The organism is Oryzihumus sp. (assembly GCF_036391795.1).
Classification (GTDB): domain Bacteria; phylum Actinomycetota; class Actinomycetes; order Actinomycetales; family Dermatophilaceae; genus Oryzihumus.
This window is the reverse complement of sequence record NZ_DASVZH010000161.1, coordinates 1-23,902: the sequence shown is the minus strand read 5'-3', so window position 1 is coordinate 23,902 and position 23,902 is coordinate 1. Positions and strand designations below refer to the sequence as shown.

Sequence of the window (23,902 nt, the reverse complement as noted above, 5' to 3'; positions counted from 1 at the left end):
GCGGTCTCCTTCAGGCCCGGACCGGCAGGTGGGGGGACTGCGTGTCGGGGCCGGAACCGTCGGCGCCGGCCGGGGCAGCCCCCGCCGTGCCCGCAGACTCCCCGGCGGTCTTCACGGCCGCCTGCGCCGCCTCGGCCTCCGCCCGGACGAGACGGCGCAGCTCGTAGTGCTGGAGCTTGCCGCTCCTGTTGCGCGGCAGGGCATCGGTGAACCGGACGTCGCGGGGGTACTTGTACGGCGCGAGCTGGGCCTTGACGTGCTCCTGGATCCGGGTGGCCGTGGCCGTGTCGCCGACGACGCCCTCCTTGAGCACGACGAACGCGCAGACGACCGAGCCCCGTTCGGCGTCCGGGCGCCCGACCACGGCGCACTCGGCGACGTCGGGGTGGGTGTCGATCGCGGCCTCGACCTCCGGGGCGGCGATGTTGTAGCCCGAGGAGATGATCATGTTGTCGGTCCGGGCCCGGTAGTAGAAGTAGCCGTCCTCGTCGCGGGTGAAGGTGTCACCCGTGACGTTCCAGCCGCCGACGACGTAGTCGAGCTGGCGCTCGTCGTCGAGGTAGCGGCAGCCGACGGGCCCGATGACCGCCAGCCGTCCCTCGGCGCCCGGCGGCAGCTCCGTGCCGTCCTCGTCGAGGATGGCCGCGCGGTAGCCCGGCACCGGCTTGCCCGTCGCGCCGGGCCGGATGTCCTCGCCGGCGGCGGAGATGAAGATGTGCAGCAGCTCGGTGGCGCCGATGCCGTCGATGACGTCGAGCCCGATCTCGTCGTGCAGCCGCTGCCAGGTCTGCTCGGTGATGTGCTCGCCCGCGCTGACCGCGGCGCGCAGGCCGCGCAGCTGCCCGGCCTTGCCGACCGACAGGATGCGCCGGTATGCCGTGGGAGCCGTCGCGAGGACCGTCACCCCGTGCTCGGCGACGAGGTCGGCGAGCTGGTCCGGCGTCGCCTGCTCGGTGAGGAACGCGCAGGCGCCGGCGCGCAGCGGGAAGACGACCAGCATGCCCAGCCCGAAGGTGAACGCGAACGGTGCGGTGCAGGCGACGACGTCCTCCGGCACGAGGCGCAGGACGGCGCGGCCGAAGGTGTTGTCGATCGCCAGGATGTCGCGGTGGAAGTGCGTCGTGACCTTCGGGACGCCGGTGCTGCCGGACGTGGGACAGAACAGGGCCACGTCGTCCGCGGCGGTCTCGACGTTGTCGAACACCCCCGACTTCGCCGCGGTGCGGGCGAGGAGGTCGTCGGCGGCGTCCGAGCCGAAGGTCAGGATGCGCAGCCGCGGCCCGCCCTCCTGGCGCAGCGCCTCGACGTCGTCGACGAAGCGGTGGTCCACGAGGGCGATGGCCGGCCGGCACTTCTCGGCGATGGGCGTCAGCTCCCGCACCCGCAGCGCGGCGAAGGTGGTGACGACGACCCCGCCGGCCTTGAGGACGCCGAGCCAGGCGGCCACGGTCCACGGGTTGTTGGGGGAGCGCAGCAGCACGCGGTTGCCGGGGAGCAGGCCGAGGTCCTCCACCAGGACCTGGGCGACCTGGTTGGCCCGGCGCTGCAGCTCGCCGTACGTCCACACCTCGCCCCCCGGCGTGCGCAGCGCCGGACGGTCCGCCCCGAACGTCGCGACCGGGACGTCGATCAGCTCGGCGGCGGCGTTGAGGCGTGCCGGGAACTGCAGGGCCCCGGTGGTGAACTCCAGGGTCGGCCACTGCTCCGCGGGCGGGAGGTGGTCGCGGGCGAAGGTGTCGACGTGGCCCGACGGCGGGAGCGTGGTCATGCCTGTCCTCCAGCACTGAGACGGATCATGCCCTCCTGGACGACGGTCGCCAGGTGCGCGTGGTCGGAGCCGAAGAGCCGGCCGGTGGCCACGCCCCGCCCGTTGTCGGCGGCCAGCGCCTCCTGGGTGTAGAGGACCCAGTCGTCGACCGACCCGGCCCGGTGGAACCACATCGCGTGGTCGAGACTGGCCGTGACGAGTCCCGGCTGGGCCCACGCCAGGCCGAGCACCCGCAGCACCGGCTCGAGGATCGTGTAGTCGCAGACGTAGGCCAGGGCCGCCAGGTCCCGCTGCGCGTCGGCCAGGCCCTGCACCGGCCGCAGGGCGTCGAAGGGGCGGACCCACACGGCCTGGTGCGGCCGCCGGTGGCCGTCGACGGAGAGGTAGAGCGGGCCGGGCACGTGGCGCATGTCGAAGCTGCGCCCGCCGGACCAGTACGCCTTCGACTCCTCGGTCATCGTGCCGCCGGTGCGCTCCGCCAGGTAGGCCGCGCTGCTGGGGAGCTCGTCGGGGCGAGGGACCTCGGAAGGGAAGTCCACGGCATACGTGCCTCCGGGCTCACCGGCGGCGAAGCTGGCGAGGCAGACGTAGACCGGCTTGCCGTTCTGGAAGCCGCGCACCTGACGGGTGCTGTAACCCCGGCCGTCCCGCAGGACCTCGACCTCGTAGTGCACGTCCGCGCCGATGTCGATCGGCCGCAGGAAGTAGGAGTGCATCGAGTGCAGGGCCTTGCCGTCGGTCACCGAGCGCATGGCCGCCACGGCCGCCTGGGCGACGGGGTCGCCGCCGTAGGCCTTCGGCCACGGGCACGGCTGGGTCGTCGCGGTGAAGGCCAGATCGAAGTGCTCCGGCTCCACCGGGGTCAGGGTCGCGGCGGCCGTGAACAGCGCGGAGGTCACCGTGGGCGCCGCGGAGGTCACGGCCGGTCCAGCCAGTCGCGCAGGTCGGCGTCGGCCACCTCGGGGAGGTTGACCACGATGTTCTCCGGGGTGCGGGTGGTCATCCAGGTCAGCGGGCGGTTGCGGTCGATGTTGCACTCGACGTGGGGCAGGAACGGCGGGACGAAGACCCAGTCGCCCTCCTCCATGTCGAGGTAGTCGGCGAAGCGCTCGCCGAAGTAGATGCGGGCGCGGCCCGAGAGGACGTAGCCGCCGGTCTCCGCCTCGCCGTGGTGGTGGGGCACGGAGCGGTAGCCCGCCTCGTTGCTCACCTTCCCGAACCAGATCCGCGTGGCCGGGGTGTGCTGGATGCTGACCCCGGAGATCCGGGAGGCGCCGGCCGACTGGCCGGTGTCGCCCGGCTCCTGCCCCGCGCGGGTGACGACCGGGACGACGAGGCCCCCGTCCGTCGCATACGCCGAGTTGTCGCCCTCGAGGACGTACCTGCTGAAGTCCGGTTCCATGGATGGCTCCTCGCCGTGCCGGTGCGTCGACACGTCCTCCTGGGCGGCCTCGTTGCCGCGCCGGATGTTCTCGGATCGTAACGACCGTTGAAGCGATGTCAATGGACGCTAGGCTGACGGCTCCCGCCCCCAGGCCCCGCCGCAGATCCCGCCGCCGATCCCGCAGGAGACACCGTGACCGACAGCGCCATCCCCGTCCCGGTGAACCCCGCCTCGCTGCCCGCCCCGCGCGGCTACTCCCACGGCACGCTGAGCGGCAACACGCTCCACCTCGGTGGCCAGACCGCGCTCGACGCGGACATGCGCATCGTGGCCGGTGGCATCGTCGCGCAGTTCCGGCAGGCGTTCTCCAACGTCCTCACGACCCTGGCCGAGGTGGGCGGGCGACCCGAGGACCTCGTGAGCATCACGATCTACCTCACCGACATCCCGGACTACCAGGCGCACGGAGGGGAGATCGGCGAGGTCTGGCGCGAGCTCGCCGGGCCGGTCTACCCCGCCATGGCCGGCATCGGCACGACCGCCCTGTGGCAGCCCGAGGCGATGATCGAGATCCTCGGCGTCGCGGTCATCCCCGAGGACCGGCTGGTCCGCCCGGCCTCTGGATGAGCCGAGACGCCCCTGGGCATCTCTGGCAGGGCACGGGTGGCCGCCCCCGGGGATCGGCAGCAGGATCGTCTCCAGGGAAACCGACCGAAGGAGGCAGCAGCGTTGATCTTCATCACCGCCAAGTTCCAGATCAAGCCCGAGCACGCCGACGCCTGGCCGGAGATCTCCGGGGAGTTCACCCGGGCCACACGGGCCGAGGACGGCTGCCTGTGGTTCGAGTGGTCCCGCAGCGTGGACGACCCGGGGGAGTACGTCCTCGTCGAGGCGTTCCGTGACGACGCCGCGGGGGGCGCGCACGTGCAGAGTGAGCACTTCCGCGCCGCCACCACTGAGCTGCCGGCCTACCTGGTGCGCACCCCGAAGATCGTCAACGTCGTGGTGGAGGGGACGGACTGGTCCGAGCTCGGGGAGATGGCCGTCCCCGGCAGCTGACGCCCGTCCGCGGACAAGAGGAGGGTGGCCGTCCCCATGTCGGCCACCCTCCGGCTGCCGCTCAGAGGTCGAGCGGCCGCAGCACCCGCGTGATGCCGTGCGCGATCTGCCGGTTGCCCTTGTTGATGTCAGGCACAGCGACCGCGGGGTTGGCGGAGTTCGGGTCCTTGTCCACCAGCGAGATCCGGCGACCGTCCACGTCGACGGTCACCGTCGCGCCGCCGAGTGCCGTGGCGAGGTGCGCGCCGTCCGAGCGCCGTGCCGTCGCGGCGTCGATGGTGGCGCCCGGGACGACGTGGTAAAGCAGCACCGACTCGATGGTGTTGATGCCGGCCTTCTTCACGAGCGTGTCGAAGACGGCCTTTTCGCTGTTCAGCTCCCGGCCGGCGAGGTCCACGGCGAGCCGCCGGAAGGCGCGGTCGTCGGGCAGGAAGGCCGTGAGCGGCTTGGTCCCGTCGGTGAGCACCGAGACGGCGCTGTGGGGCTTGGCGGCCAGCACCGCCAGGACTGCGTGGGTGAGGATGTCGTAGTCGTGCCAGTTGTGGTCGAAGGCGTATCCGTGGGAGGTCAGCACGGCAGCCAGGCTGCGGGTACCGGGCGGACTGTCCGCGTGGGCCGGGGCAGCCGAGGCAATCGGGGCGGCGGCGACCGGGGCCAGCGCGGCGGCCAGGATGACGGACAGGCGACGGAGCTTCATCATGAGGTCCTCTCGTGACGGTGCGACCGGTCCGGGGACGACCGGTCCACCAGGGATTCGGAGCCCGGCGGCCCGCGGATGGCCGGCCGCCTGCTTCGTGGCCGAGGGAGCCCTCGCCGCCCTCCTCGCGCCCGTCCCCTCAGGTGCTCACGGCGAGCCGGTAGCCGCGCTTGACGACGGTCTGGACGAGTGATCGGTCGGCGCAGGCTTCCCGCAGGCGAGCGACCGCCACCTCGGCGGCGTGCGGGTCACGGGAGTCGCCGGGCAGGACACGCAGCACCTGGTCCCGGGTCACCACCCCGCCGCGGGCGTCCACGAGCAGGCGCAGCACCGCCAGGCCGCTCGGCGACACGGGCAGGACGTGCCCGTCGAGCAGGGCGACGGTGCTGCGCACCTGCAGGCTTCCCACGGGCGTGGTGACGGCCGACGTCCGGGACTCCTCGAAGTGGCCCACCAGGGTGCGCACCAGCGCCCCGAGCCGGCCCCGTTCGGGCACGAGCGGCTGGATGCCGCGCGCGACCAGCGGTCGGGCCGTCACCGGGCCGACGGCGGCGGCGACCATCTCGCCCGCGGCGAAGCGGCGCACCACCTCCTCGCCCACGCCGGCACCGTCCGCGCAGTCCAGCCATGCTTGCGCGCCGGGCGCGGAGGTGAAGGCCACGGCGTCGAACCCCCCGCCGGCGGCGGCGAGGACGGAGGCGGCCAGCGCTCCCGGGTCAGGGGGCGGCCCCCAGCGGTAGACGACCAGGCTCGTCACCTCGGCACCCGCCGCGGCGAGCTCGGCGTCGAGACCGTCCGCGCCGGCGCCGTGGTGCTGGACCGCGACGTGCTGGCCGCTGACGCCGTCCGTCAGCAAGGTCTGGAGGACCTCGGCGGAGGTCTCCGACTCGGCAACCCAGTCGGCCTTGAGCCCCGCTGCCTGGATGGCACCGCAGGCCTTGGGGCCCCGGGCGACGATCCGGCAGCCGGCCAGCACGGACAGCAGCTCGTCGGCCAGGCCCGCCGCATCGGCGGCCTCGACCCACCCGCGCAGCCCGATGCCGGTCGTGATGACGACCGTGTCCGGTGGGTGCTGCACGAGCCGGCGGGTCTGGTGCAGCAGTTCCTCGTCGTGCTCGTGGGCAACGATGCTCAGGGCCGGGGCGTGCCGGACGCTGGCGCCGCGTCGGGTCAGTGCCGAGGCGAGCTCGCCCGAGCGCCGGTCGGCGGTGATGAGCACGACGCAGCCGGCGAGCACCTGGCCAAGGCGGGCGCTCATGTGCGGCCCGTCGGCAGGCCGGCCCCGGCGCCCACGAGGAGCACGGCAGGCGACCCTTCGTGCTCCGTGCACGCCGCATGCCCGTCGCCGCCGCGGCCAACGTGGCCACCGCGGCCGCCGGGCGGTCGGCGGGCACGCAGGTCGACCCGGCCGGACGTGAGCGTCAGGTCGAGCGCGTCGCGGACCGCGGCCACGCGGGCCGGGTCCGGGCGACCGGTGGAGACGACGCCCACGGCGAGCCCGGCGTGCACCGTGGTCGCCGGCGTCCTGGCCGTCCCTCGCTCCCCGTTACCGGCGTTGACGCTCCACACGCGCCGGGCGCTCGCCCAGGTGCACAGGGCGTCGTTCACCCCGGGGTCATCGGTCGCGGCGTGCACGAGCCAGGCCCCGTCCACGTCCGTCTCAGCCACCTTCCGTTCCGCCCAGGTCACCGCCCCGCAGGCGACGAGCCGGCGCAGGTCCTCGCACAGGCGCGGCGCGACCACGGTGACCAGCGCGCCGTCCGCGGCCAGCACCCCGGCCCGTCGGGCCGCCACCGGTCCGCCGCCGGCGACGAGGACCGGCCGGCCGGTCACGTCGAGCCCCAGGAGGGTGGTCATGCCGCCCGAGCCCTCACGACCCGCGTCCGGCCGACATGCACCACCCCGGCCCGGACCAGCACCGGCCACGTCCGCAACGCCAGGAGCTCGCGACCCGCCGGGTCGAGGCACTCGCCGCTGCGCAGGTCGAACACCTGCTTGTACATCGGCGAGGCCACGGTCGGTACCGCCCCACGGGTGCCGACGATGCCGCGGGAGATGACGTGCGCCCCGCAGTAGGGGTCCAGCTGCTGCACCGCGAACACCGCGCCGTCGTGGGTCCGGAACAACGCCACCTGCTCGCCGCCCACGAGGGCGGCCACCCCCCGCTCGACCGGCAGGTCGTGGAGGGGGCACACCGGCTCGAACGTCTCCTCGACCCTCGCCTCCGGCGGCTCGGGCCGGGCGGGGGTGCTGTCGGGGGCCACGGTGGCGGTCATCGGCGTACCTCCAGGGTCGTTCCGGCGATCAGGAGCCCGCGGCGCCGGTCCTCGGCGGTGGCGGGACGGGCCTGGCCACGCTCGCTGACGTACGCCAGGGAGGAGTCAGGCTGGTCGGGGGCGTTGACGAACGAGCCGAAGCGGCGCAGCTTCTCGGGGTCGGCGAGCACCGCGGCCCACTCGTCCTCGTAGGAGTCGACGTGGGCGGCCATCGCGGCGTCGAGGTCCGCGGCGATGCCGAGGCTGTCCTCCAGCACCACCGCGCGGACCGCGTCGAGCCCGCCGTCGACCTCCTCGAGCCAGGCCGCCGTCCGCTGCAGCCGGTCGGCCGTGCGGACGTAGTACATGAGGAACCGGTCGATCGTCCGCACGAGCCGCTCGGTGTCGAGGTCCTCGGCGAGCAGCACCGCGTGCCGGGGCGTGAAGCCGCCGTTGCCCCCGACATACAGGTTCCACCCGCCGTCCGTGGCGATGACGCCGACGTCCTTGCCGCGGGCCTCGGCGCACTCCCGGGCGCACCCGGAGACCCCGAGCTTGAGCTTGTGCGGCGACCGCAGCCCGCGGTAGCGCAGCTCGAGCGCGATGGCCAGGCCCACCGAGTCCTGCACGCCGTAACGGCACCACGTCGACCCCACGCACGACTTCACCGTCCGCAGCGACTTGCCGTAGGCGTGGCCGGACTCGAACCCGGCGTCGACGAGCCGGCGCCAGACGAGCGGGAGCTGCTCGAGACGCACCCCGAAGAGGTCGATCCGCTGCCCGCCGGTGATCTTGGTGTAGAGGCCGAACTCCCGGGCGACCTCCCCGATGGCGATGAGGCCCTCGGGGGTGATCTCCCCGCCCGGCACGCGTGGCACCACGGAGTAGGAGCCGTCCTTCTGCAGGTTGGCCATGACGTGGTCGTTGGTGTCCTGCAGGCTGGCGCGCTCGCCGTCGAGGATGTGCCCGGCCCCGAGGGTGGCCAGGATCGAGCCGACCACGGGCTTGCAGATGTCGCATCCGCGGCCCCGACCGTGACGCTCGATGATCTCGCTGAAGGTCCGCAGGCCCGTGACCCGGACGGCGTCGAAGAGCTGGGGGCGGGAGAGCTCGAAGTGCTCGCACAGGGCGCTGCTGACGGTGACGCCGGCCGCCTCCAGCTCGGTGCCGACCAGCCGCTTGACGAGCGGCAGGCAGGACCCGCAGCTCGTCCCCGCCCGGGTGCAGCCCTTGACCGACGCCACGTCGGAGCAGCCGGACTCGCTCACGGCACAACGGATCTCGTGCGCCGTCACGTTGTTGCAGGAGCAGACGAGCGCGTCCCCGGGCAGGTCGCCTCCGGGCGGAGCGACACCCTCGGGCAGGAGGTATGCCGCCGGGTCGCCCCCCAGCGGGCGCCCGACCAGTGGCCGCAGCGCTGCCCATGCCGAGGCGTCCCCGACGAGGATGCCGCCCAGCAGTACCCGGGCGTCGTCGCTGACGACGAGCTTCTTGTACACCGAGGCCAACGGGTCGGCGTAGACCACCTCGAGTGCACCCGGGGTGGCGGCGAACGCGTCACCGAAGGAGGCCACGTCGACGCCGAGCAGCTTGAGCTTGGTGGACAGGTCGGCCCCCGGGAAGGTGGCGCTGCCGCCCAGCAGACGGTCCGCCACGACCTCCGCCATGGCGTAGCCCGGGGCGACGAGCCCCAGCGTGCGGCCCCCGATGCACGCGACCTCACCGACCGCGGACACCCTCGGGTCCGCCGTGCGGCAGGCGTCGTCGACGAGCACGCCGCCGCGCTCGCCGACCGGAAGGCCGGCGGCGCGGGCCAGCTCGTCACGAGGCCGGACCCCGGCTGCCATGACCACCACGTCCACCTCGATCGCACCGCCGTCGTCGAAGCACATGCCGGCCACGTCACCCTCCGGCCCGGCGACGAGGCTCTCGGTGGCTGCGCCGGTGCGGACGTCGATGCCCAGTCCCTCGATGATGCGGCGCAGCGCCTGGCCGCCACCCTCGTCGACCTGGACCGCCATGAGCCGCGGGGCGAACTCGACCACGGTGCTGTGGACGCCCATCGACTGCAGCGCCCCGGCCGCCTCGAGCCCGAGCAGGCCACCGCCGACGACGGCGCCGCGCAGCTGACGCCCGGTCCGGTTCGCCCGGACGCCGACCCACCGTCGCAGTGCGGCGACGTCGTCGAGCGTGCGGTAGACGAAGACCCCGGGCAGGTCGGCGCCGGCGACGGGGGGCACGAACGGGGCGGAGCCCGTGGCCAGCACCAGCTGGTCGTAGTGCAGCAGTCGCCCGGAGGTCGTGCCCACCGTGCGAGCCCGGCGGTCGATGGTGCTGGCACCCTCGCCGCGGGAGAGGGTGACGCGGGGGTCGTCCCACAGCCCCGGGTCGCCGAGCGCGAGGCCGGCGGCGTCGCGGCCGCTGAAGAAGCTCGTCAGGGCGACCCGGTCATAGGGCAGGTGCGGCTCCTCGGAGAGGACCGTCACCCGCCAGGCGCCGGCGGCGTCGCGCTGGCGCAGGGCCTCGACGAGGCGCTGGGCCACCATGCCGCCACCGATGACGACGAGGTGGTGCTGGTGCGGGGGCGTCTGGGGCATGTCGGGAACCTAGGGATCGGGGATTTCGGGGGCGTGCAGCCGGTGTTTCCCGGGCGTAAAAGGGATGTCACGGCGCGGTCGTGCGACGTGTGAGGACCGGCTCGCCCGGCGAGCGGCGGGCCGCCTGGGCGGGCCGGCCGGGGCCGGTCCCGTCGAGCCAGTCGAGCAGCCGGCACACCTCCTCGAGGCAGCCGCCGCAGCCGGTTGTGGCCCGGGTGGCCGTGGCGACCGCCTCGGCCGTGGTGGCGCCTGCGGCGTGCCCGGCGACGATGTCGGCCTTGGAGACCCCGTTGCAGCGGCACACGGTGGCATGGGCGGCCAACGAGGCGGGCTCCGTGCCGGCTGCGCCGGCACGGGATGGCAGGGCGGGCAGGAGGAGGTATGCCGGGTCCACCGGCACCGGGGTCCGTCGCGTGTAGGCCGCGACGAGGTCGGCCGCCACGTCCGGGGCGCCCACGCAGGTGGCGCCCACGAGCCGCTCGTCGCTGACGACGACCTCCACGTGGCGGCCGCGGTCGGGGTCGGTGAGTCGCACCGTGCGCCGGCGCGGGTCGTCCTCACGCCGTGACCCGCAGACGCCCATGGTCACGACGTCGAGGCCGGAGGCCTTGAGCCGCACCACGTCTGCCGGGCCGGTGTCGGTGGTGCGCGCGGGCTGGCCCGAGCCGGTGAGGTGCGCCGCGAGCTGCCTGGCCTGGTCCCAGCCCTGGGCGACCAGACCGGTGCTGCCCTCCGGCGGCTGGGCGCAGTCCCCGATGGCGTGGACCCGGCGGTCGCTGGTCGCGAGCTGTGCGTCGACCACGATCCCGCGGTCGGTGCGCAGCCCGGCCGAGGCGGCGAGGTCGGTGTCCGGGACGGTGCCGGCCGCGACGACGAGCAGGTCCGCCAGCAGGACCTCGCCGCTGGTGAGACGCAGGCCATGCAGCCGGTCGTCCCGGACCAGCGCGGCCGCCGCGCCGACACCCACCCGCTGCGCGATGCCCATGCGGGTCATCGCGGTCTCGACCACGCGGCTGGCGTCGGCGTCGAGCTGCCGGTCCATCAGCCCGGGAGCCGGGTGGACCACGGTCACCGACAGGCCCCGCCGGGCCAGTCCCGAGGCCGCCTCCAGGCCGAGCACCCCGGCCCCGAGCACGACCGCGCTGCGGGCGTTGAGGGTGGCCGCCACGATCTCGCGGGCGTCGTCGATGGTGCGCAGCGGGTGGACCCCAGCGGGCAGCTCGGGGCCGAGCCCGGGGAGCTCGGGGACCCGCGCCCTCGCCCCGGTGGCTAGCACCAGCAGGTCGTAGCGGGTGCGCCTGCCGCCCCGCGTCCCGACGACCCGGTCCTCGCGGTCGAGCCAGGCGACGGCGTCGCCGCGGTGCACCCGCAGCCGTGGGTGCCGCGGAGAGGGGAGCGCCAACGACCCCAGGTCGTGGGCTCCGGAGACCACCTCGCTGAGAAGCACCCGGTTGTACGGCTCGCACGCCTCCGCGCCCAGCACGGTGACCTGGAAGCGCCCGAGGTCGTCCGCCGCCAGCAGGTCCTCCACGAACCGCGCGCCCACCATGCCGTTGCCGACCACGACCAACCGGGTCATGTGTCCTCCCCGGTGTCCTCGAGGCACGGGGCCGGGGACACGCGGACCGCGCAGACCTTCAGCTCGGGCATCCCCGAGAGGGGGTCGGTCGCGTCGTTGGTGACCCGGTTGACGCTGCCGCGGCCGCCCCAGTGGAAGGGCATGAAGACGGTGTCCGGGCGAACCTGCTCGGTGAGCCGGGCCGGCGCGGTGACCCGTCCGCGCTCGCTGTCCAGGCACACCAGCGCGCCGTCGGGGACGCCCAGGCGCTGGGCCAGCAGGGGGTGGATCTCGACGAACGGTCCTGGTGCAGCACCCGAGAGCTCGGGGACGCGGCGGGTCTGTGCCCCGGACTGGTACTGCTGCAGGACTCGGCCGGTGACCAGCCACGTGGGAGCGGCGGGCCTGACCTGGTCGTCGGGTCCCCGGTGGTCCACGGGGACGAGCCGGGCCCGCCCGTCGGGGGTGGGGAAGGCGTCGAGGAACAACCGGGGGGTGCCCGGGTGGGGTGCCTTGCCGGCGGCCGGGGCCGGGCAGGGCCAGAACAGGGCGGGCTCGGCGTCCAGCCGGTCGTGGCTGAGCCCGCTGTAGTCGGCGCGGCCGCCGGCGCTGGCCGCCGCCAGCTCGGCGAAGACCTCGGAGGGGACCGTGCTCCACGTGCCCGGTGCCCCGAGTCGGCGTGCGAGCTCGGACCAAACCCAGAGCTCCGATCGAACGCCGTCCGGCGCCTCCACGCCCTGGCGGCGCCGGATCACCCGGCCTTCCAGCGAGGTCATCGTGCCCTCTTCCTCGGCCCACTGGGTCACCGGGAGCACCACGTCCGCCATCGCGGCCGTCTCGGACGGCACGACGTCGCAGACCACCAGGAGGTCGAGGGAGGCGAGGCGCTCGCGGACGGCCACGGCGCGGGGGACGCTGACCACGGGGTTGGCCCCGTGCACCAGCAGCGCGCGCGGGCCACCGGGGCGCCCGAGGGACGCCAGCAGCTCGACCGCCGGTCGCCCCGGACCGGGCAGCGTATCGGGGTCGACGCCCCAGACGCCGGCGACGTGGGCCCGGGCCGAGGGCTCGTCGATCCTCCGGTAGCCGGGGAGTTGGTCCGCCTTCTGGCCGTGCTCGCGGCCGCCCTGGCCGTTGCCCTGGCCGGTCAACGCGCCGTACCCGCTGCCGAGCCGGCCCGGCAGGCCGAGCGCCAGGGCGAGGTTGATCGCCGCCGTCACCGTGTCCGTGCCCTGCCGGGACTGCTCGACCCCGCGGCCGGTGAGGACGAACGCCCCGGCACCGCCACGCGACGGGCTCGCTGAGGCGAGCAGCCGCGCGGTCCGGCGCAGCAGGTCGGCCGGCACGCCGCTGACCTGCTCGACCCGCTCCGGCCACCAGGGGGTGACCGAGCGGCGCAGCCGGTCCAGCCCGGTGGTGCGGGCCCCGAGGTATGCCGTGTCGGCAAGGTCCTCGGCGAGCACGACGTGTAGCAGGGCCAGCAGCACGGCAAGGTCGGTGCCGGGCACCGGTTGCAGGTGGATGCCCTGGCCGTCGCCGGCGAGCGAGGCCGTGGCGCTGCGGCGTGGGTCGACGACGACCAGGCCGCCCCGTGCCCTCGCGGCCCCCAGGTGCCCCACCGCCGGGGGCATCGTCTCGGCCAGGTTGCTGCCGAGCAGGAGCACCGCGTCGGCGCCTCCCAGGTCGGTCAGGGGGAACGGCAGGCCGCGGTCCACGCCGAGGGACCGGTTGGCCGCGGCCGCAGCGCTGGCCATGCAGAACCGCCCGTTGTAGTCGATGTTGGCAGTGCCGAGCGCAACCCGGGCGAACTTGCCCAGCTGGTAGGCCTTCTCGTTGGTCAGGCCGCCCCCGCCGAAGACCGCCACCGCGTCTGCACCGTGGGTGCGCCGGATGGCCCGAAGCCGGTCCGCGACCAGGTCGAGGGCGCGTTCCCACGAGTCGGGCACGAGGTCCCCGGCGGCGTTGCGTACCAGGGGCGTGGTCAGCCGGTCCGGTGCCGTCAGCACGGATGCTGCGGTCCAGCCCTTCTGGCACAGGCCACCCCGGTTGGTGGGGAAGTCCCGCCCCTGGAGCTCGACGGATGCGTCGGCGGCGGACCGCAGCGTCATGGCGCACTGCAGCGCGCAGTACGGGCAGTGCGTGGCGGCGCCGTCCGCGGCCCTGCCGGTGGCGCGGTCGGTGGTCAGGTGGAGGTCCATCGCCTCACACCCCGGCCGAGGCGAGGGCCGCGCCGCGGCGCAGGTACACGGCATACGTGGTGGCGGCCATGGTGACGTAGGCCGCGACGAACACCCACAGCGCCGGGACCAGGGAGCCGTAGGTCGACGTGGCGGCCGCGAAGCCTCGAGGGATGAGGAACCCGCCGAACGCCCCGACGGCGCCGGCGATGCCGATGCAGCCCGCTGCGGCCCTGCGCGCCCGTGCCAGCTGGCGCTCGCCGTGCACGCCGGCCCGGAAGACGGCCGGGATCATCCGGTAGGTCGCCCCGTTGCCGATCCCGGCAGCGGTGAACAGCACCATGAACGCCCCGAAGAAGAGGGGGAAGCTGTGTGCCTGCAGGGCCGCCACGGCCGCGACGGCGCCGGCGGCCAGCAGGGCCAGGGCGCCCAGCGTGACCCGCGCGCCACCGAGGCGGTCGGCCACGATGCCGCCCAGCGGGCGGGTGAGCGCTCCGACGAGCGCCCCGACGAATGCGATCGACGTGCTGACCTCGGGGAACTGGCTCCTCAGCAGGGTGGGGAACGCGCCGGAGTAGCCGATGAAGGACCCGAAGGTGCCGATGTACAGGAACGAGATGACCCAGGTGTGCCGGTTGCGCGCGGCCGCCGCGAAGCTGCGGTAGTCGGCGCGCGCGGTGCCGAGGTTGTCCATGTAGCGCCAGGCCAGCACGGCCGCCAGCAGCGACAGCGGGATGAACACGAGCCCTGCGCGGGCCAGGTGCAGGCCGGCGCCGGCAGTGACCAACGCCGGTACGGCCAGCTGCACGAGCCCGGTGCCGAGGTTGCCGCCCGCCGCGTTGATCCCCAGGGCCCTGCCCTTCTGCGCCTCGGGGAAGAAGAAGGAGATGTTGGTCATCGAGGAGGCGAAGCTGCCCCCACCGAGCCCGGCCAGTGCCGCGAGCAGCAGGAGCACCCCGAACGGGGTCGACGGGTGCGTCACGGCCCAGGCCAGGGCGCTGGACGGGACCAGCAGGAGGAGGGCGGAGACCGCGGTCCAGTTGCGACCACCGAGGACCGGGACGGCGAACGTGTAGGGGATGCGCAGGGTCGCGCCGACCAGGCTGGGGAGCGCGATGAGCCAGAACTGCTGGTCGAGGCTGAGGTCGAAGCCGGCCGCGGGCAGCAGGGGGACCACGACGCTCCACAGGGCCCAGACGCAGAAGCCGAGCAGCTCCGCGTAGACCGACAGCGCGAGGTTGCGGTGCGCGATGGCACGGCCGCCACCCCGCCAGAAGGTGGGGTCCTCCGGGTCCCAGTGCTCGAGCCAGCGCCCCGAGCGGTGGTGGGGAGGTGTCGGGTCGGCACCGGGGCTGTGGGCGCCGGGCGCCGGCAGGTGCGTGGGAGCGGACATGGGGGCTCCTTGTCGGGTCCGGGGAGGGGGACCCGCCAAGGCTGGCCGCGGGGTGTTTCGGCGGCTCACGGTCGCCGTAAAGGCGCCGTAACAGCTCCCTCTCGGCAGGGGGAAGGAGGCTGTGAGGACGGCGCGGGCGGGCCGGCGTGGCCCGTCCCGCGCCGTCGCGCGGTCAGGCGGCCTAGCTGGTGACCGTCACCGTCCCGACCATGCCCAGGAAGTCGTGCAGGGCACAGATGAAGGAGTACTTCCCGGCCTTGGTGAACGTGACCGTGAAGTTGTGTCCGGGCAGCAGGATGCCGGAGTTGAGCTGCCCTCCGGCAAAGTGCTTCGGGTCGCCGTAGGGGACGAAGATGTTCGTGCGCTCCGGCCCGAAGGTGATGGTGTGCGGGGCGAGCATGCCGCTGTTCTTGAACGTCACGCTGTCACCGACGTGGATCTTGACGTGCGGGTCGATGAACCGCATGACCATGGCGTGCTTGCCGTCGGCGCCGGCGTAGACGGTGTGGTTGGTGGCCTTCTTCGCCGTGTCGTTCCACAGCCGCTGGCCCTCACGCAGGTCGGCCGCCTTCTTGTGGTCGGCCTGACGGTTGTAGTCGGCCTGCGTGAAGGGGTACTTCGTGCCGGCAGCACGTACGTGCACGGTGCCCTTCATGAACATGCCGTGCACCAGGCACCAGTAGGTGAAGTTCCCGGTCCTGGGGAACTTCAGCGTGTACGTGAACCCGGCCGGGAACCCGGAGCCTTTGCCCTGGTTCGAGAGGAGGCCGGAGTTGTAGTACGAGTGGCCGTCGTAGCTGCTCCCGCCCTGGCGGGTCACCATCTTGGGGTCGAAGGGGTTGAACTCCGGCAGCTTCTGGCCCGAGGCGAGGAACGTGACGGTGTGGATTTCACCGGCCCGGACCGTCCAGAGGATGCTGTCGCCGGCGTTCACCCAGATCGTGCCGGGCATGAACGCCATGGTCTGGATGGCCTTGTTGTGGGACTCCGCCGCGACGGACACGTGCCAGGTGCGCGGGTGGGAGGTCGAGGCGCCGGTGGCGCTCGCCGGTGCGGTGAACGCGACGGCCAGGGTCAGGGCGCAGAGGGCGGCCAGCGCCCAGCGCAGGCGCCGCAGGGATGGTGGGGAACTCATGGGTCTCCTCCGGGGGATGACGGGCAGCCCGTCGGGGACGGACGGGCCGGGAGGGCTCCCGCCTGAGGTCCTGGGGCGCCGGTCCTGGTGCGGCGGCCGACCGGCGAGGGCGGGCCGGTGGGGGTCATCCGGAGCCGATCCTCGTCCGCGTGCGGCTCTCACGGCTCCGGCAAAGGGGCGAGCGATGACGCAGGCCCGGCGCAGGCGCGGCAGGCGGGGGCGGCGTCCACCTGCGCCGGTCACCGGAGGGCGGTCCACGTCGCCGCGGACACCACCTCGCGGGGGGATGGACCGGGAGGAACCGGGGTGGACCGGGTGAACCCGTCCCGGTGACGCCTCGTGGATACCGGTATGGCGTCGCGCCGCCACCCGGGAGGCGCGTGCCCCACCGCTCCCTGAGGGAGGCCCCCATGTTGTCGAGCCCCTGGACCCTGCGCGGGTCCGTCCCGGCCCGGCGTGCCGTCGTGGCCGCCGGTGCCCTCGCGCTGGCCCTGGCCACCACGGCCCTGCCCGTGGCACACGCCAGCGCGCCGACCGACCGTTTCCGCCAGCTCAACCTCGTCGCCGACACCCCCGGACACGCCCGTCTCACCGACCGCAACCTCGTCAACGCCTGGGGCCTGTCCGCCGGACCGACCACGCCGATCTGGGTGTCGGACAATGGCAGCGACCGCGCCACGGTCTACACCGGCGCCCAGCCCGGCAGGTCGGTGTCCAAGGTCCCGCTGACCGTCACCATCCCCGGCGGCGCGCCCACCGGGAACCTGTTCAACCCCACGACCTCCTTCGTGCTGCACGGTGGTGGCCGCTCCGGCCCGGCCCGGTTCGTCTTCGCGGGCGAGGACGGGGTCCTGTCCGCGTGGAACCTCACCGGGAACACCTCGCGTGCCCTCGAGGTCGCCCACCCGGCCAACACGGTCTGGAAGGGCATCGCCCTGCTGCAGCGGCCCGGCCACCCGGTGCTGCTGCTGGCCAACTTCCACGCGGGACGGGTCGACGTCTACGACAGCGCCTTCCACAGGGTCCCGGCCGCCGGCCAGTTCACCTCGGTCGGCGTGCCCACCGGGTACGCCCCGTTCAACGTCGCGGTCCTGGACGGGCGGGTCTACGTCAGCTTCGCCAAGCAGGACAGCGCCCGCCACGACGACGTGGCCGGCGCCGGCAACGGCTTCGTCAACGTCTACGACCGCTCCGGCCACTTCGTGCGCCAGCTGCTGCGCCGCGGGTTCCTGAACTCGCCGTGGGGGATGGCCATCGCCCCGGCCGGCTTCGGCTCGCTGGCCGGCGACCTGCTCGTCGGCAACTTCGGCGACGGGCGCATCCACGCGGTGGACCCGCGCACCGGCCACCTCGAGGCCACCCTGCGCGGCTCGAACGGCAGCCCCCTGGTGATCGACGGCCTGTGGGGACTGCTGCCCGGCAACGGCACCGCGGGCGCCAGGAGCGACGTGTGGTTCAGCGCCGGTCCCGGCGGTGAGGCGCACGGCCTGCTCGGGATCCTGCGGTCCCAGGGCTGAGCGCAGGGAGGGGACGGGCCCCGGTCGGCGACCGGGGCCCATCCTGTGCCGTTGTGTGCCGGGGGAACCTATGATCGCCGCGTGGACGTCGCCCGCTTCACCGACCGGGAGGCCAGTGGGGTCCTCGACGTGCGGCACGACCTGGCCTGCCTCGACGAGGGCGGCTTCTGGGCGGTCGTGGTCACCTTCGAGGGGGAGGCCACCTGTGTCCGCTTCGCCGACGTGCGCCGCACCACCGGTATGCCGTGGGCCGCGCCGTGCGCGGACTGGTCGCCGCTGGAGGGGGAGTGGCAGACGAGCCTGGACGGCCCCGCGTACCGGGAAGGGGTGCGCTCCATCCGGCGGCACGTGGCCGCGGGCGACGTCTACCAGGTCAACCTCTGCCGGGTGATGAGCCACCCGCTGCCCGAGGACGCGGACCTCGGGGCGCTGGCGGCCCTGCTCGGCGCCGGCAACCCCGCCCCGCACGCCGCGCTCATCCGGGTGCCCCGTGCGGGGCTGGAGGTGGCCTGCGCGAGCCCCGAGCTGTTCCTGAGACGGCGGGGGGACCGGCTGGAGTCCCGCCCGATCAAGGGGACGGCGCCCGAGGCCGGGCAGATGCTGGCCAAGGACTACGCCGAGAACGTCATGATCGCCGACCTCGTGCGCAACGACCTGTCGCACGTGTGCCGGGAGGGCACGGTCGGCGTCGATGTCCTCTGCGCCACCGAGGAGCACCCAGGCCTGGCCCACCTGGTCACGACGGTCTCGGGCTCGTTGCGCCCGGGGGTCACCTGGCCGCAGATCGCCGCCGCCACGCTGCCTCCGGGCTCGGTCTCCGGGGCGCCGAAGTCCTCGGCGCTCGCGGCCATCGCGGCGCTCGAGCCGGGGCCGCGCGGGCCGTACTGCGGGGCCGTGGGCTGGGTCGACGCGGACCGCGACGAGGCCGACCTCGCCGTGGGCATCCGCACGTTCTGGGCCGAGCGTGACGCGGCCGGGCAACGGTGGCTGCGGTTCGGCACCGGCGCGGGCATCACCTGGGGCTCGGACCCCGAGCAGGAGTGGCAGGAGACACGGCTCAAAGCCGCTCGCCTCATCGGACTGGCATCTGGAAGGGTCAGGGCATGAGCAACGACGTACGTGTGTGGGTCAACGGGCAGCGGGTGGACGCCGGCGCGCCCTCGATCGCGGCCCTGGACCACGGGGTGACCGTGGGCGACGGGGTGTTCGAGACGGCCAAGGTGGCCGACGGTGCGGTGTTCGCGCTGACCCGGCACTCGCGGCGCCTCGACCGGTCCCTGGCCGGCCTGGGCCTGCCGCCGGCCGACCACGACCTCATCGCCAAGGGCATCGACGACGTGCTCTCCGGCGAGCCGATCGCGTTCGGGCGCCTGCGCTGGAGCGTCACCGGGGGAGCGGGGCCGCTGGGGTCCGACCGCGACACGTCCGCCCTGACCTACATCGTCACCGCCGGCGCCCAGCCGCTGCCGCCGGCGTCCTGCAAGGTGGTCACCGTGCCGTGGACGCGCAACGAGCGCAGCGCCACGGTGGGCCTGAAGACCACGTCGTATGCCGAGAACGTCGTCGCGCTGGCCTACGCCAAGGAGCGCGGCGGGCTGGAGGCGATCTTCGCCAACACGCGCGGCGAGCTGTGCGAGGGCACCGGGTCCAACGTGTTCGTCGTCGTGGGCGGCGAGGTGCTCACCCCACCGGTGGATTCCGGCCTGCTGCCCGGCATCACGCGCGGGCTGGTCATCGAGTGGTGCCAGGAGACGGGCATCCCGGTGCGCGAGGCGATGCTGCCGATGGACGTGCTCTCCTCTGCCGACGAGGTGTTCATCACCTCCTCCACCAAGGACGTCCTGCCGGTGCACGCCGTCGACGAGCGCGAGCTGCCCGTGGGCCCGGTGACCCGGGCCGCCGCCGACGTCTTCGCCCGTCTGTCCCGGGAGAGGAACGACCCGTGAGCCTGACGCTGGACCCGATGACCGAGGCCGAGGTCGAGGACTACCGCACCCGGTCCGAGGAGGGCTACGTCCGCCAGCGCGTGGACCTCGGCGGGGAGGACGAGCGCGATGCCCGGCGCGTCGCCGCCGAGCAGATGGCCTCCTACTTCCCGGAGGGCCGCCCGGGGGAGGGCCACCACCTGTTCCTGGCCCGCGACGGCGAGACCGGCGAGGTGGCCGGGCAGCTGTGGCTGCACGAGCGCCCCCACGCCGCCGGCACCGCGGTCTGGGTCTTCGACGTCGAGGTCGCCGAGGCGCACCGCGGCAAGGGGCTGGGCCGCGAGCTGATGACCTGGGCCGAGGGCTGGGCCCGGGACCGCGGCGCGGCCGAGATCGGGCTCAACGTCTTCGGGGGCAACGCCGTGGCCCGCGCGCTGTACGGCTCGTTGGGCTACGCCGAGACCGCGGTGAACATGGCCAAGAAGCTGGTGCCGTGAGGCACGACGCCGACCCCGACACCCCGGTCGAGTCAGACGACGACTGGGCGTGGCGCCGCCGGATCCGCTCCAACCCGCACGCGCACCGCCTCTACCGGCTCGTCGTGGCGCTCGTCGGCGCGGCGATCACCATCGGCGGGCTGGTGCTCGTCCCCGCTCCGGGCCCGGGCTGGCTCATCGTGTTCCTCGGCCTGGCCGTACTCGCCTCGGAGTTCGCCTGGGCCCAGCGGCTGCTGCACCACGCCCGGCGCCGGCTCGACGCCTGGACCGACTGGCTCAAGCTCCAGCCGTGGTGGGTCAAGGTCGCGGTCTCGCTGCTGACGTGCGCGTTCGTGCTGGGCATCGTCTACGCCTACCTGCGCTGGCAGGGGCCGCCAGGGCTGCTCCCGGACTCCTGGGAGCACTGGCTGGAGAGCACGCTGGGCCTGTGAGATCCGGTGCCGGCTGGGGCGATTGGTGCGCCGGCCCGTCGAGCGGCTATTGTTCCACTCCGTCGAGACGGCTCCGGCCGGATCGCCCGGACGTGTAGCTCAGTTGGTTAGAGCGTTCGCTTCACACGCGAGAGGTCAGGGGTTCGAGTCCCTTCACGTCCACCACCTGCGAAGGGCCGCGACCGAGGTCGTGGCCCTTCGTCGTGTGCAGGGGACGCCGGGGCCCGGGCGGGGTCCGGGGTGTGCCCGCTGGTTCAGCTCGTCGTCGCGGTGCCCTGAGCGGTCGTGGTGGCTGCGGCCGTCGTGGTCGCCGGCTGCGGGGTTGGGGTGGCCTCCTCGGCTCGCCGCAGGTCGTCGGCGAGCTGGTCGGCAGCCATGTCCGTGGCCTTGGAGATGACCCGGTTGGCGGCCTTGATGTTGGCGGCGACCTGGTCGGCGAGGTTGGTCTCGTAGACCACGATCAGGCCGGCCTGTCCGGCGTCCAGTGTCTCGCCGAGGTCCTTGAGGTCATCGCGGGACATGCCCCCGCTGGCGTGGCCGGCCACCGCGCCGATGGCCGCACCGCCGGCCCCGGCCGTGGCGATGCCAATGCCGATCGGCGGGAACAGGGCGGCCGTGACACCGACCGCCAGGCCCCAGCCCAGGCCGACGGCGGCGCCGTGCCGGGTGGGCTGCTCGTGCTTCTTGACGATCTTCACGTCGCCCTCGTCGTCCTTGGCGACCACCGCGGCGTCGAAGTCGTGCGAGGTCTTGACCTCGTGGTAGAGCTCCTTGACCGCCTCGTAGTCGGCGACGGCGGCGTCGACGTCGTCGTACGCCGCGGCGATCACGAAGAGGGTGTCCTTCTCACTGCTGGCCATGTCGCGCCTCCCGGTCCGGCCTTCCGAGCGTCCATCGTGACCGTGCCGGCGCGGCCGGGAATCATGCTCCGCGGATGACCCCGCGGCCCGGGCCGGGTGGGTCCCGGCCGTCCCGTGCGATGGAGGTGCCCCGGCGGGGTTCGGCGACTAGCCTCGGAGCATGAGCGCCGACCTGCCGCCGCACGTGACGGAGATCCGGATCTACCCGGTCAAGGGCGAGCCCGGCCAGGTGCTCGAGGACGTCGACGTCGAGGCCGGGGGGCTGGCGGGGGACCGGCGCAAGAAGGCCGCCCTGCACCTGGTCTCGGTGGAGGAGGACGTCGCCACGCACCCGCGCGCCAACCTCGTCGTGGACACGCCCACGGCGCTGCTTGAGGCCAGCGTGGGACAGCGCCTGCGCATCGGCGCGGCCGAGATCCACGTGACCGGAAAGCCGTCCGGCTGCCCCGGGGTCTACGCCGACGTCGTCGTGCCCGGCACCCTCCGCGTGGGCGACGTGCTCCTGGCCGTCGGCGCGGGTGAAACTGCTGCGCCCACGGCCTGAGCGGGCCGATAGCATCGTCAGCACGTCACCCGAGGTGACGTGACGCCGCCGCCCGGCCGGGCGGCATACGCACACCAACCCGAGGAGCTCATCGTGTCTGCCGACATCACCGTGGTCATCGCTGGAAGCGAGCGATCGGTCGCGGCGGGCACGACGGCCGGCGACCTGTTCGAGGGCGACAAGGCCGTCGTCGTCGCCCGCGTCGGCGGGGAGCTGCGCGACCTCGCGCACGTGCTGGCCGACGGCGACGTCGTCGAGCCGGTGACCATCGACTCCGAGGACGGCCTGGCCGTGCTGCGGCACTCGGCCGCGCACGTGCTCGCCCAGGCGGTGCAGGAGGTGCACCCCAAGGCCAGGCTCGGCATCGGCCCGCCCATCCGCGATGGCTTCTACTACGACTTCGACGTCGAGGAGCCGTTCACCCCCGAGGACCTCAAGGCCCTCGAGAAGGTCATGCAGCGGATCATCAACGAGGGTCAGACGTTCTCCCGCCGACCGGTCTCGGACGACGCGGCCCGCGCCGAGCTGGCCGACGAGCCCTACAAGCTCGAGCTGATCGGGCTCAAGGGCGGCGCCGCTGAGGCGGCCGAGGGCGCCTCCGCCGAGGTCGGCGCGGGCGAGCTGACCATCTACGACAACCACCGCCGTGACGGCGAGCTGGCCTGGCGCGACCTGTGCCGCGGCCCGCACCTGCCCAACACCAAGATCCTGGGCAACGCGTTCAAGCTCATGCGCTCCGCGGCCGCCTACTGGCGCGGCTCGGAGAAGAACCCGCAGCTGCAGCGCGTCTACGGCACCGCGTGGCCGACCAAGGACGACCTCAAGGCCTACCTCGAGCGGCTCGCCGAGGCTGAGCGTCGCGACCATCGCCGGCTCGGCAGCGAGCTCGACCTGTTCTCCTTCCCCGAGGAGCTCGGCTCCGGCCTGCCCGTGTTCCACCCCAAGGGCGGGATCATCAAGCGCGAGATGGAGGACTACGTCCGTCGGCGGCACATCGAGGAGGGCTTCGAGTACGTCGGCACCCCGCACATCTCCAAGGAGCAGCTGTTCCACACCTCCGGGCACCTGCCGTACTACGAGGAGGGCATGTTCGCGGCGTTCGACGTCGACGGCACGGACTACCGCCTCAAGGCGATGAACTGCCCGATGCACAACCTCATCTACCGCTCCCGCGGCCGGTCCTACCGGGAGCTGCCCCTGCGGCTGTTCGAGTTCGGCCACGTCTACCGCAACGAGAAGTCGGGCGTGGTGCACGGCCTGACCCGGGTGCGCGGGTTCGCCCAGGACGACTCCCACTCCTACGTCACCGCCGAGCAGGCGCCGGGCGAGGTCAAGCACCTGCTCGACTTCGTCCTGTCACTGCTGCGCGACTTCGGGTTGGACGACTACTACCTCGAGCTGTCGACCCGCGAGACCGAGGGCGAGAAGAAGGACAAGTTCATCGGCTCCGACGAGCAGTGGGAGCTGGCGACGGAGGTGCTGCGCGACGTCGCGACCGAGTCCGGGCTCGAACTGGTCATGGACCCCGGCGGCGCCGCCTACTACGGCCCCAAGATCTCGGTCCAGGCCCGCGACGCCATCGGGCGCACCTGGCAGATGTCGACCATCCAGTACGACTTCAACCAGCCCGAGCGCTTCGGCCTGGAGTACCAGGCGGCCGACGGCTCGCGCCAGCAGCCGGTGATGATCCACTCGGCCAAGTTCGGCTCGATCGAGCGGTTCCTGGGCGTGCTCACCGAGCACTACGCGGGCGCGTTCCCGGTCTGGCTCTCGCCGGTGCAGGTGCTGGGCATCCCGGTCGCCGAGGAGTACAACGACTACCTCTCGGGTGTGCTGGACCGCTTGAAGGAGAAGGGGATCCGCGTCGAGCTGGACGCCTCCGACGACCGGTTCCCGAAGAAGATCCGCAACGCCAGCAAGTCCAAGGTCCCGTTCGTGCTGATCGCCGGCGAGGACGACCGGGCTGCCGGTGCGGTCTCCTTCCGCTACCGCGACGGCTCCCAGAAGAACGGCGTCCCGGTCGAGGACGCGATCGCCGAGGTCGTCACCGCCGTGGAGACCCGCGCCCAGGTTTGAGACCCGGCCACACGGCATACCGTCGGCGG

Annotated in this window: 22 protein-coding genes and 1 tRNA gene; 10 read left to right on the top strand and 13 right to left on the bottom strand. The window is 73.6% G+C overall.

The features are described 5' to 3' along the window. Positions 1-10: 10 nt before the first annotated feature. From VF825_RS09920 to VF825_RS09910, 3 genes are read right to left on the bottom strand one after another with little or no spacing between them, the layout of a single operon-like run. Entirely contained in the window at positions 11-1,768 is a 1,758-nt protein-coding gene (locus VF825_RS09920) for an AMP-binding protein (protein ID WP_331112741.1), read from the bottom strand. Continuing rightward, positions 1,765-2,688 (bottom strand): acyl-CoA thioesterase, encoded by a 924-nt coding sequence (locus tag VF825_RS09915; protein ID WP_331112739.1) that lies wholly within the window; start codon positions 2,686-2,688, stop codon positions 1,765-1,767. Before VF825_RS09915 ends, VF825_RS09920 begins: the two co-directional genes overlap by 4 nt. Then, positions 2,685-3,170 carry a cupin domain-containing protein gene (locus VF825_RS09910; RefSeq protein WP_331112737.1) on the bottom strand — a complete coding sequence of 162 codons (486 nt, stop codon included), beginning with the start codon at positions 3,168-3,170 and terminating at the stop codon, positions 2,685-2,687. The genes VF825_RS09915 and VF825_RS09910 overlap by 4 nt, the downstream gene beginning before the upstream one ends. 174 nt (positions 3,171-3,344) lie before the next feature. On the opposite strand from VF825_RS09910, the gene VF825_RS09905 reads away from it, so the two are divergent. Both VF825_RS09905 and VF825_RS09900 read left to right on the top strand, forming a co-directional pair. Further along, positions 3,345-3,779: a RidA family protein gene (locus VF825_RS09905; protein ID WP_331112735.1), complete on the top strand. Its 435-nt coding sequence runs from the start codon at positions 3,345-3,347 to the stop codon at positions 3,777-3,779. Between the two features lie 102 nt (positions 3,780-3,881). Continuing rightward, a complete protein-coding gene (locus tag VF825_RS09900; protein ID WP_331112733.1) occupies positions 3,882-4,211 on the top strand; it encodes a putative quinol monooxygenase in 330 nt (109 codons plus the stop codon). A 61-nt stretch (positions 4,212-4,272) separates the two neighbouring features. On the opposite strand, the gene VF825_RS09895 is transcribed toward VF825_RS09900, so the two are convergent. The 9 genes from VF825_RS09895 to VF825_RS09855 all read right to left on the bottom strand — a co-directional run bounded on the left by VF825_RS09895 (position 4,273) and on the right by VF825_RS09855 (position 16,023). Further along, on the bottom strand, positions 4,273-4,908 hold the full coding sequence (locus tag VF825_RS09895) for a fasciclin domain-containing protein (protein WP_331112731.1): 636 nt from the start codon (positions 4,906-4,908) through the stop codon (positions 4,273-4,275). A 139-nt stretch (positions 4,909-5,047) separates the two neighbouring features. Then, positions 5,048-6,166 carry a uroporphyrinogen-III synthase gene (locus VF825_RS09890; RefSeq protein ID WP_331112729.1) on the bottom strand — a complete coding sequence of 373 codons (1,119 nt, stop codon included), beginning with the start codon at positions 6,164-6,166 and terminating at the stop codon, positions 5,048-5,050. Continuing rightward, positions 6,163-6,765 (bottom strand): precorrin-2 dehydrogenase/sirohydrochlorin ferrochelatase family protein, encoded by a 603-nt coding sequence (locus VF825_RS09885; protein ID WP_331112727.1) that lies wholly within the window; start codon positions 6,763-6,765, stop codon positions 6,163-6,165. The genes VF825_RS09890 and VF825_RS09885 overlap by 4 nt, the downstream gene beginning before the upstream one ends. Next, a complete protein-coding gene (gene nirD / locus VF825_RS09880) occupies positions 6,762-7,184 on the bottom strand; it encodes a nitrite reductase small subunit NirD (protein ID WP_331112725.1) in 423 nt (140 codons plus the stop codon). The genes VF825_RS09885 and nirD overlap by 4 nt, the downstream gene beginning before the upstream one ends. Continuing rightward, the gene (gene nirB / locus VF825_RS09875; RefSeq protein ID WP_331112723.1) at positions 7,181-9,760 is read right to left on the bottom strand and encodes a nitrite reductase large subunit NirB; all 2,580 of its coding nucleotides are present in this window, start codon (positions 9,758-9,760) and stop codon (positions 7,181-7,183) included. Before nirB ends, nirD begins: the two co-directional genes overlap by 4 nt. A 67-nt stretch (positions 9,761-9,827) precedes the next feature. Beyond that, complete coding sequence (locus VF825_RS09870) at positions 9,828-11,339, bottom strand: NAD(P)/FAD-dependent oxidoreductase (protein WP_331112721.1); 1,512 nt, start codon at positions 11,337-11,339, stop codon at positions 9,828-9,830. Beyond that, entirely contained in the window at positions 11,336-13,516 is a 2,181-nt protein-coding gene (locus tag VF825_RS09865) for a molybdopterin oxidoreductase family protein (RefSeq protein WP_331112719.1), read from the bottom strand. Before VF825_RS09865 ends, VF825_RS09870 begins: the two co-directional genes overlap by 4 nt. Positions 13,517-13,520: 4 nt before the next feature. After that, positions 13,521-14,888: an MFS transporter gene (locus VF825_RS09860; protein ID WP_331112717.1), complete on the bottom strand. Its 1,368-nt coding sequence runs from the start codon at positions 14,886-14,888 to the stop codon at positions 13,521-13,523. Positions 14,889-15,069: 181 nt separating this feature from the next. Continuing rightward, positions 15,070-16,023 carry a cupredoxin domain-containing protein gene (locus tag VF825_RS09855; protein ID WP_331112715.1) on the bottom strand — a complete coding sequence of 318 codons (954 nt, stop codon included), beginning with the start codon at positions 16,021-16,023 and terminating at the stop codon, positions 15,070-15,072. A gap of 410 nt (positions 16,024-16,433) precedes the next feature. Here VF825_RS09855 and VF825_RS09850 point away from each other — a divergent pair, with 410 nt between their 5' ends. The 6 genes from VF825_RS09850 to VF825_RS09825 all read left to right on the top strand — a co-directional run bounded on the left by VF825_RS09850 (position 16,434) and on the right by VF825_RS09825 (position 20,558). Next, on the top strand, positions 16,434-17,540 hold the full coding sequence (locus VF825_RS09850; RefSeq protein WP_331112713.1) for a TIGR03118 family protein: 1,107 nt from the start codon (positions 16,434-16,436) through the stop codon (positions 17,538-17,540). Between the two features lie 81 nt (positions 17,541-17,621). Then, positions 17,622-18,647 carry a chorismate-binding protein gene (locus VF825_RS09845; RefSeq protein WP_331112711.1) on the top strand — a complete coding sequence of 342 codons (1,026 nt, stop codon included), beginning with the start codon at positions 17,622-17,624 and terminating at the stop codon, positions 18,645-18,647. Beyond that, positions 18,644-19,486, top strand: coding sequence for an aminotransferase class IV (locus VF825_RS09840; RefSeq protein WP_331112709.1), 843 nt, complete (start codon positions 18,644-18,646; stop codon positions 19,484-19,486). The genes VF825_RS09845 and VF825_RS09840 overlap by 4 nt, the downstream gene beginning before the upstream one ends. Next, positions 19,483-19,962 (top strand): GNAT family N-acetyltransferase, encoded by a 480-nt coding sequence (locus tag VF825_RS09835; RefSeq protein WP_331112707.1) that lies wholly within the window; start codon positions 19,483-19,485, stop codon positions 19,960-19,962. The genes VF825_RS09840 and VF825_RS09835 overlap by 4 nt, the downstream gene beginning before the upstream one ends. Beyond that, positions 19,959-20,393, top strand: a complete 435-nt coding sequence (locus VF825_RS09830; protein ID WP_331112705.1) for a TIGR02611 family protein — start codon at positions 19,959-19,961, stop codon at positions 20,391-20,393. Before VF825_RS09835 ends, VF825_RS09830 begins: the two co-directional genes overlap by 4 nt. Before the next feature lie 88 nt (positions 20,394-20,481). Continuing rightward, positions 20,482-20,558, top strand: a tRNA-Val gene (locus VF825_RS09825). 89 nt (positions 20,559-20,647) lie between these two features. On the opposite strand, the gene VF825_RS09820 is transcribed toward VF825_RS09825, so the two are convergent. After that, on the bottom strand, positions 20,648-21,253 hold the full coding sequence (locus tag VF825_RS09820) for a DUF1269 domain-containing protein (RefSeq protein WP_331112703.1): 606 nt from the start codon (positions 21,251-21,253) through the stop codon (positions 20,648-20,650). A 160-nt stretch (positions 21,254-21,413) separates the two neighbouring features. Here VF825_RS09820 and VF825_RS09815 point away from each other — a divergent pair, with 160 nt between their 5' ends. After that, positions 21,414-21,797: a hypothetical protein gene (locus VF825_RS09815; protein WP_331112701.1), complete on the top strand. Its 384-nt coding sequence runs from the start codon at positions 21,414-21,416 to the stop codon at positions 21,795-21,797. Positions 21,798-21,890: 93 nt separating this feature from the next. Then, entirely contained in the window at positions 21,891-23,873 is a 1,983-nt protein-coding gene (gene thrS / locus VF825_RS09810) for a threonine--tRNA ligase (protein ID WP_331112699.1), read from the top strand. Positions 23,874-23,902: the final 29 nt, after the last annotated feature.

Bases quoted from the DNA above. Each gene is read 5' to 3' on its own strand.
- VF825_RS09920 (WP_331112741.1), bottom strand. From the start codon at position 1,768: ATGACCACGCTCCCGCCGTCGGGCCACGTCGACACCTTCGCCCGCGAC.
- VF825_RS09910 (WP_331112737.1), bottom strand. From the start codon at position 3,170: ATGGAACCGGACTTCAGCAGGTACGTCCTCGAGGGCGACAACTCGGCG.
- VF825_RS09895 (WP_331112731.1), bottom strand. From the start codon at position 4,908: ATGAAGCTCCGTCGCCTGTCCGTCATCCTGGCCGCCGCGCTGGCCCCG.
- VF825_RS09890 (WP_331112729.1), bottom strand. From the start codon at position 6,166: ATGAGCGCCCGCCTTGGCCAGGTGCTCGCCGGCTGCGTCGTGCTCATC.
- VF825_RS09885 (WP_331112727.1), bottom strand. From the start codon at position 6,765: ATGACCACCCTCCTGGGGCTCGACGTGACCGGCCGGCCGGTCCTCGTC.
- nirD (WP_331112725.1), bottom strand. From the start codon at position 7,184: ATGACCGCCACCGTGGCCCCCGACAGCACCCCCGCCCGGCCCGAGCCG.
- nirB (WP_331112723.1), bottom strand. From the start codon at position 9,760: ATGCCCCAGACGCCCCCGCACCAGCACCACCTCGTCGTCATCGGTGGC.
- VF825_RS09870 (WP_331112721.1), bottom strand. From the start codon at position 11,339: ATGACCCGGTTGGTCGTGGTCGGCAACGGCATGGTGGGCGCGCGGTTC.
- VF825_RS09865 (WP_331112719.1), bottom strand. From the start codon at position 13,516: ATGGACCTCCACCTGACCACCGACCGCGCCACCGGCAGGGCCGCGGAC.
- VF825_RS09860 (WP_331112717.1), bottom strand. From the start codon at position 14,888: ATGTCCGCTCCCACGCACCTGCCGGCGCCCGGCGCCCACAGCCCCGGT.
- VF825_RS09855 (WP_331112715.1), bottom strand. From the start codon at position 16,023: ATGAGTTCCCCACCATCCCTGCGGCGCCTGCGCTGGGCGCTGGCCGCC.
- VF825_RS09850 (WP_331112713.1), top strand. From the start codon at position 16,434: ATGTTGTCGAGCCCCTGGACCCTGCGCGGGTCCGTCCCGGCCCGGCGT.
- VF825_RS09840 (WP_331112709.1), top strand. From the start codon at position 18,644: ATGAGCAACGACGTACGTGTGTGGGTCAACGGGCAGCGGGTGGACGCC.
- VF825_RS09820 (WP_331112703.1), bottom strand. From the start codon at position 21,253: ATGGCCAGCAGTGAGAAGGACACCCTCTTCGTGATCGCCGCGGCGTAC.
- VF825_RS09815 (WP_331112701.1), top strand. From the start codon at position 21,414: ATGAGCGCCGACCTGCCGCCGCACGTGACGGAGATCCGGATCTACCCG.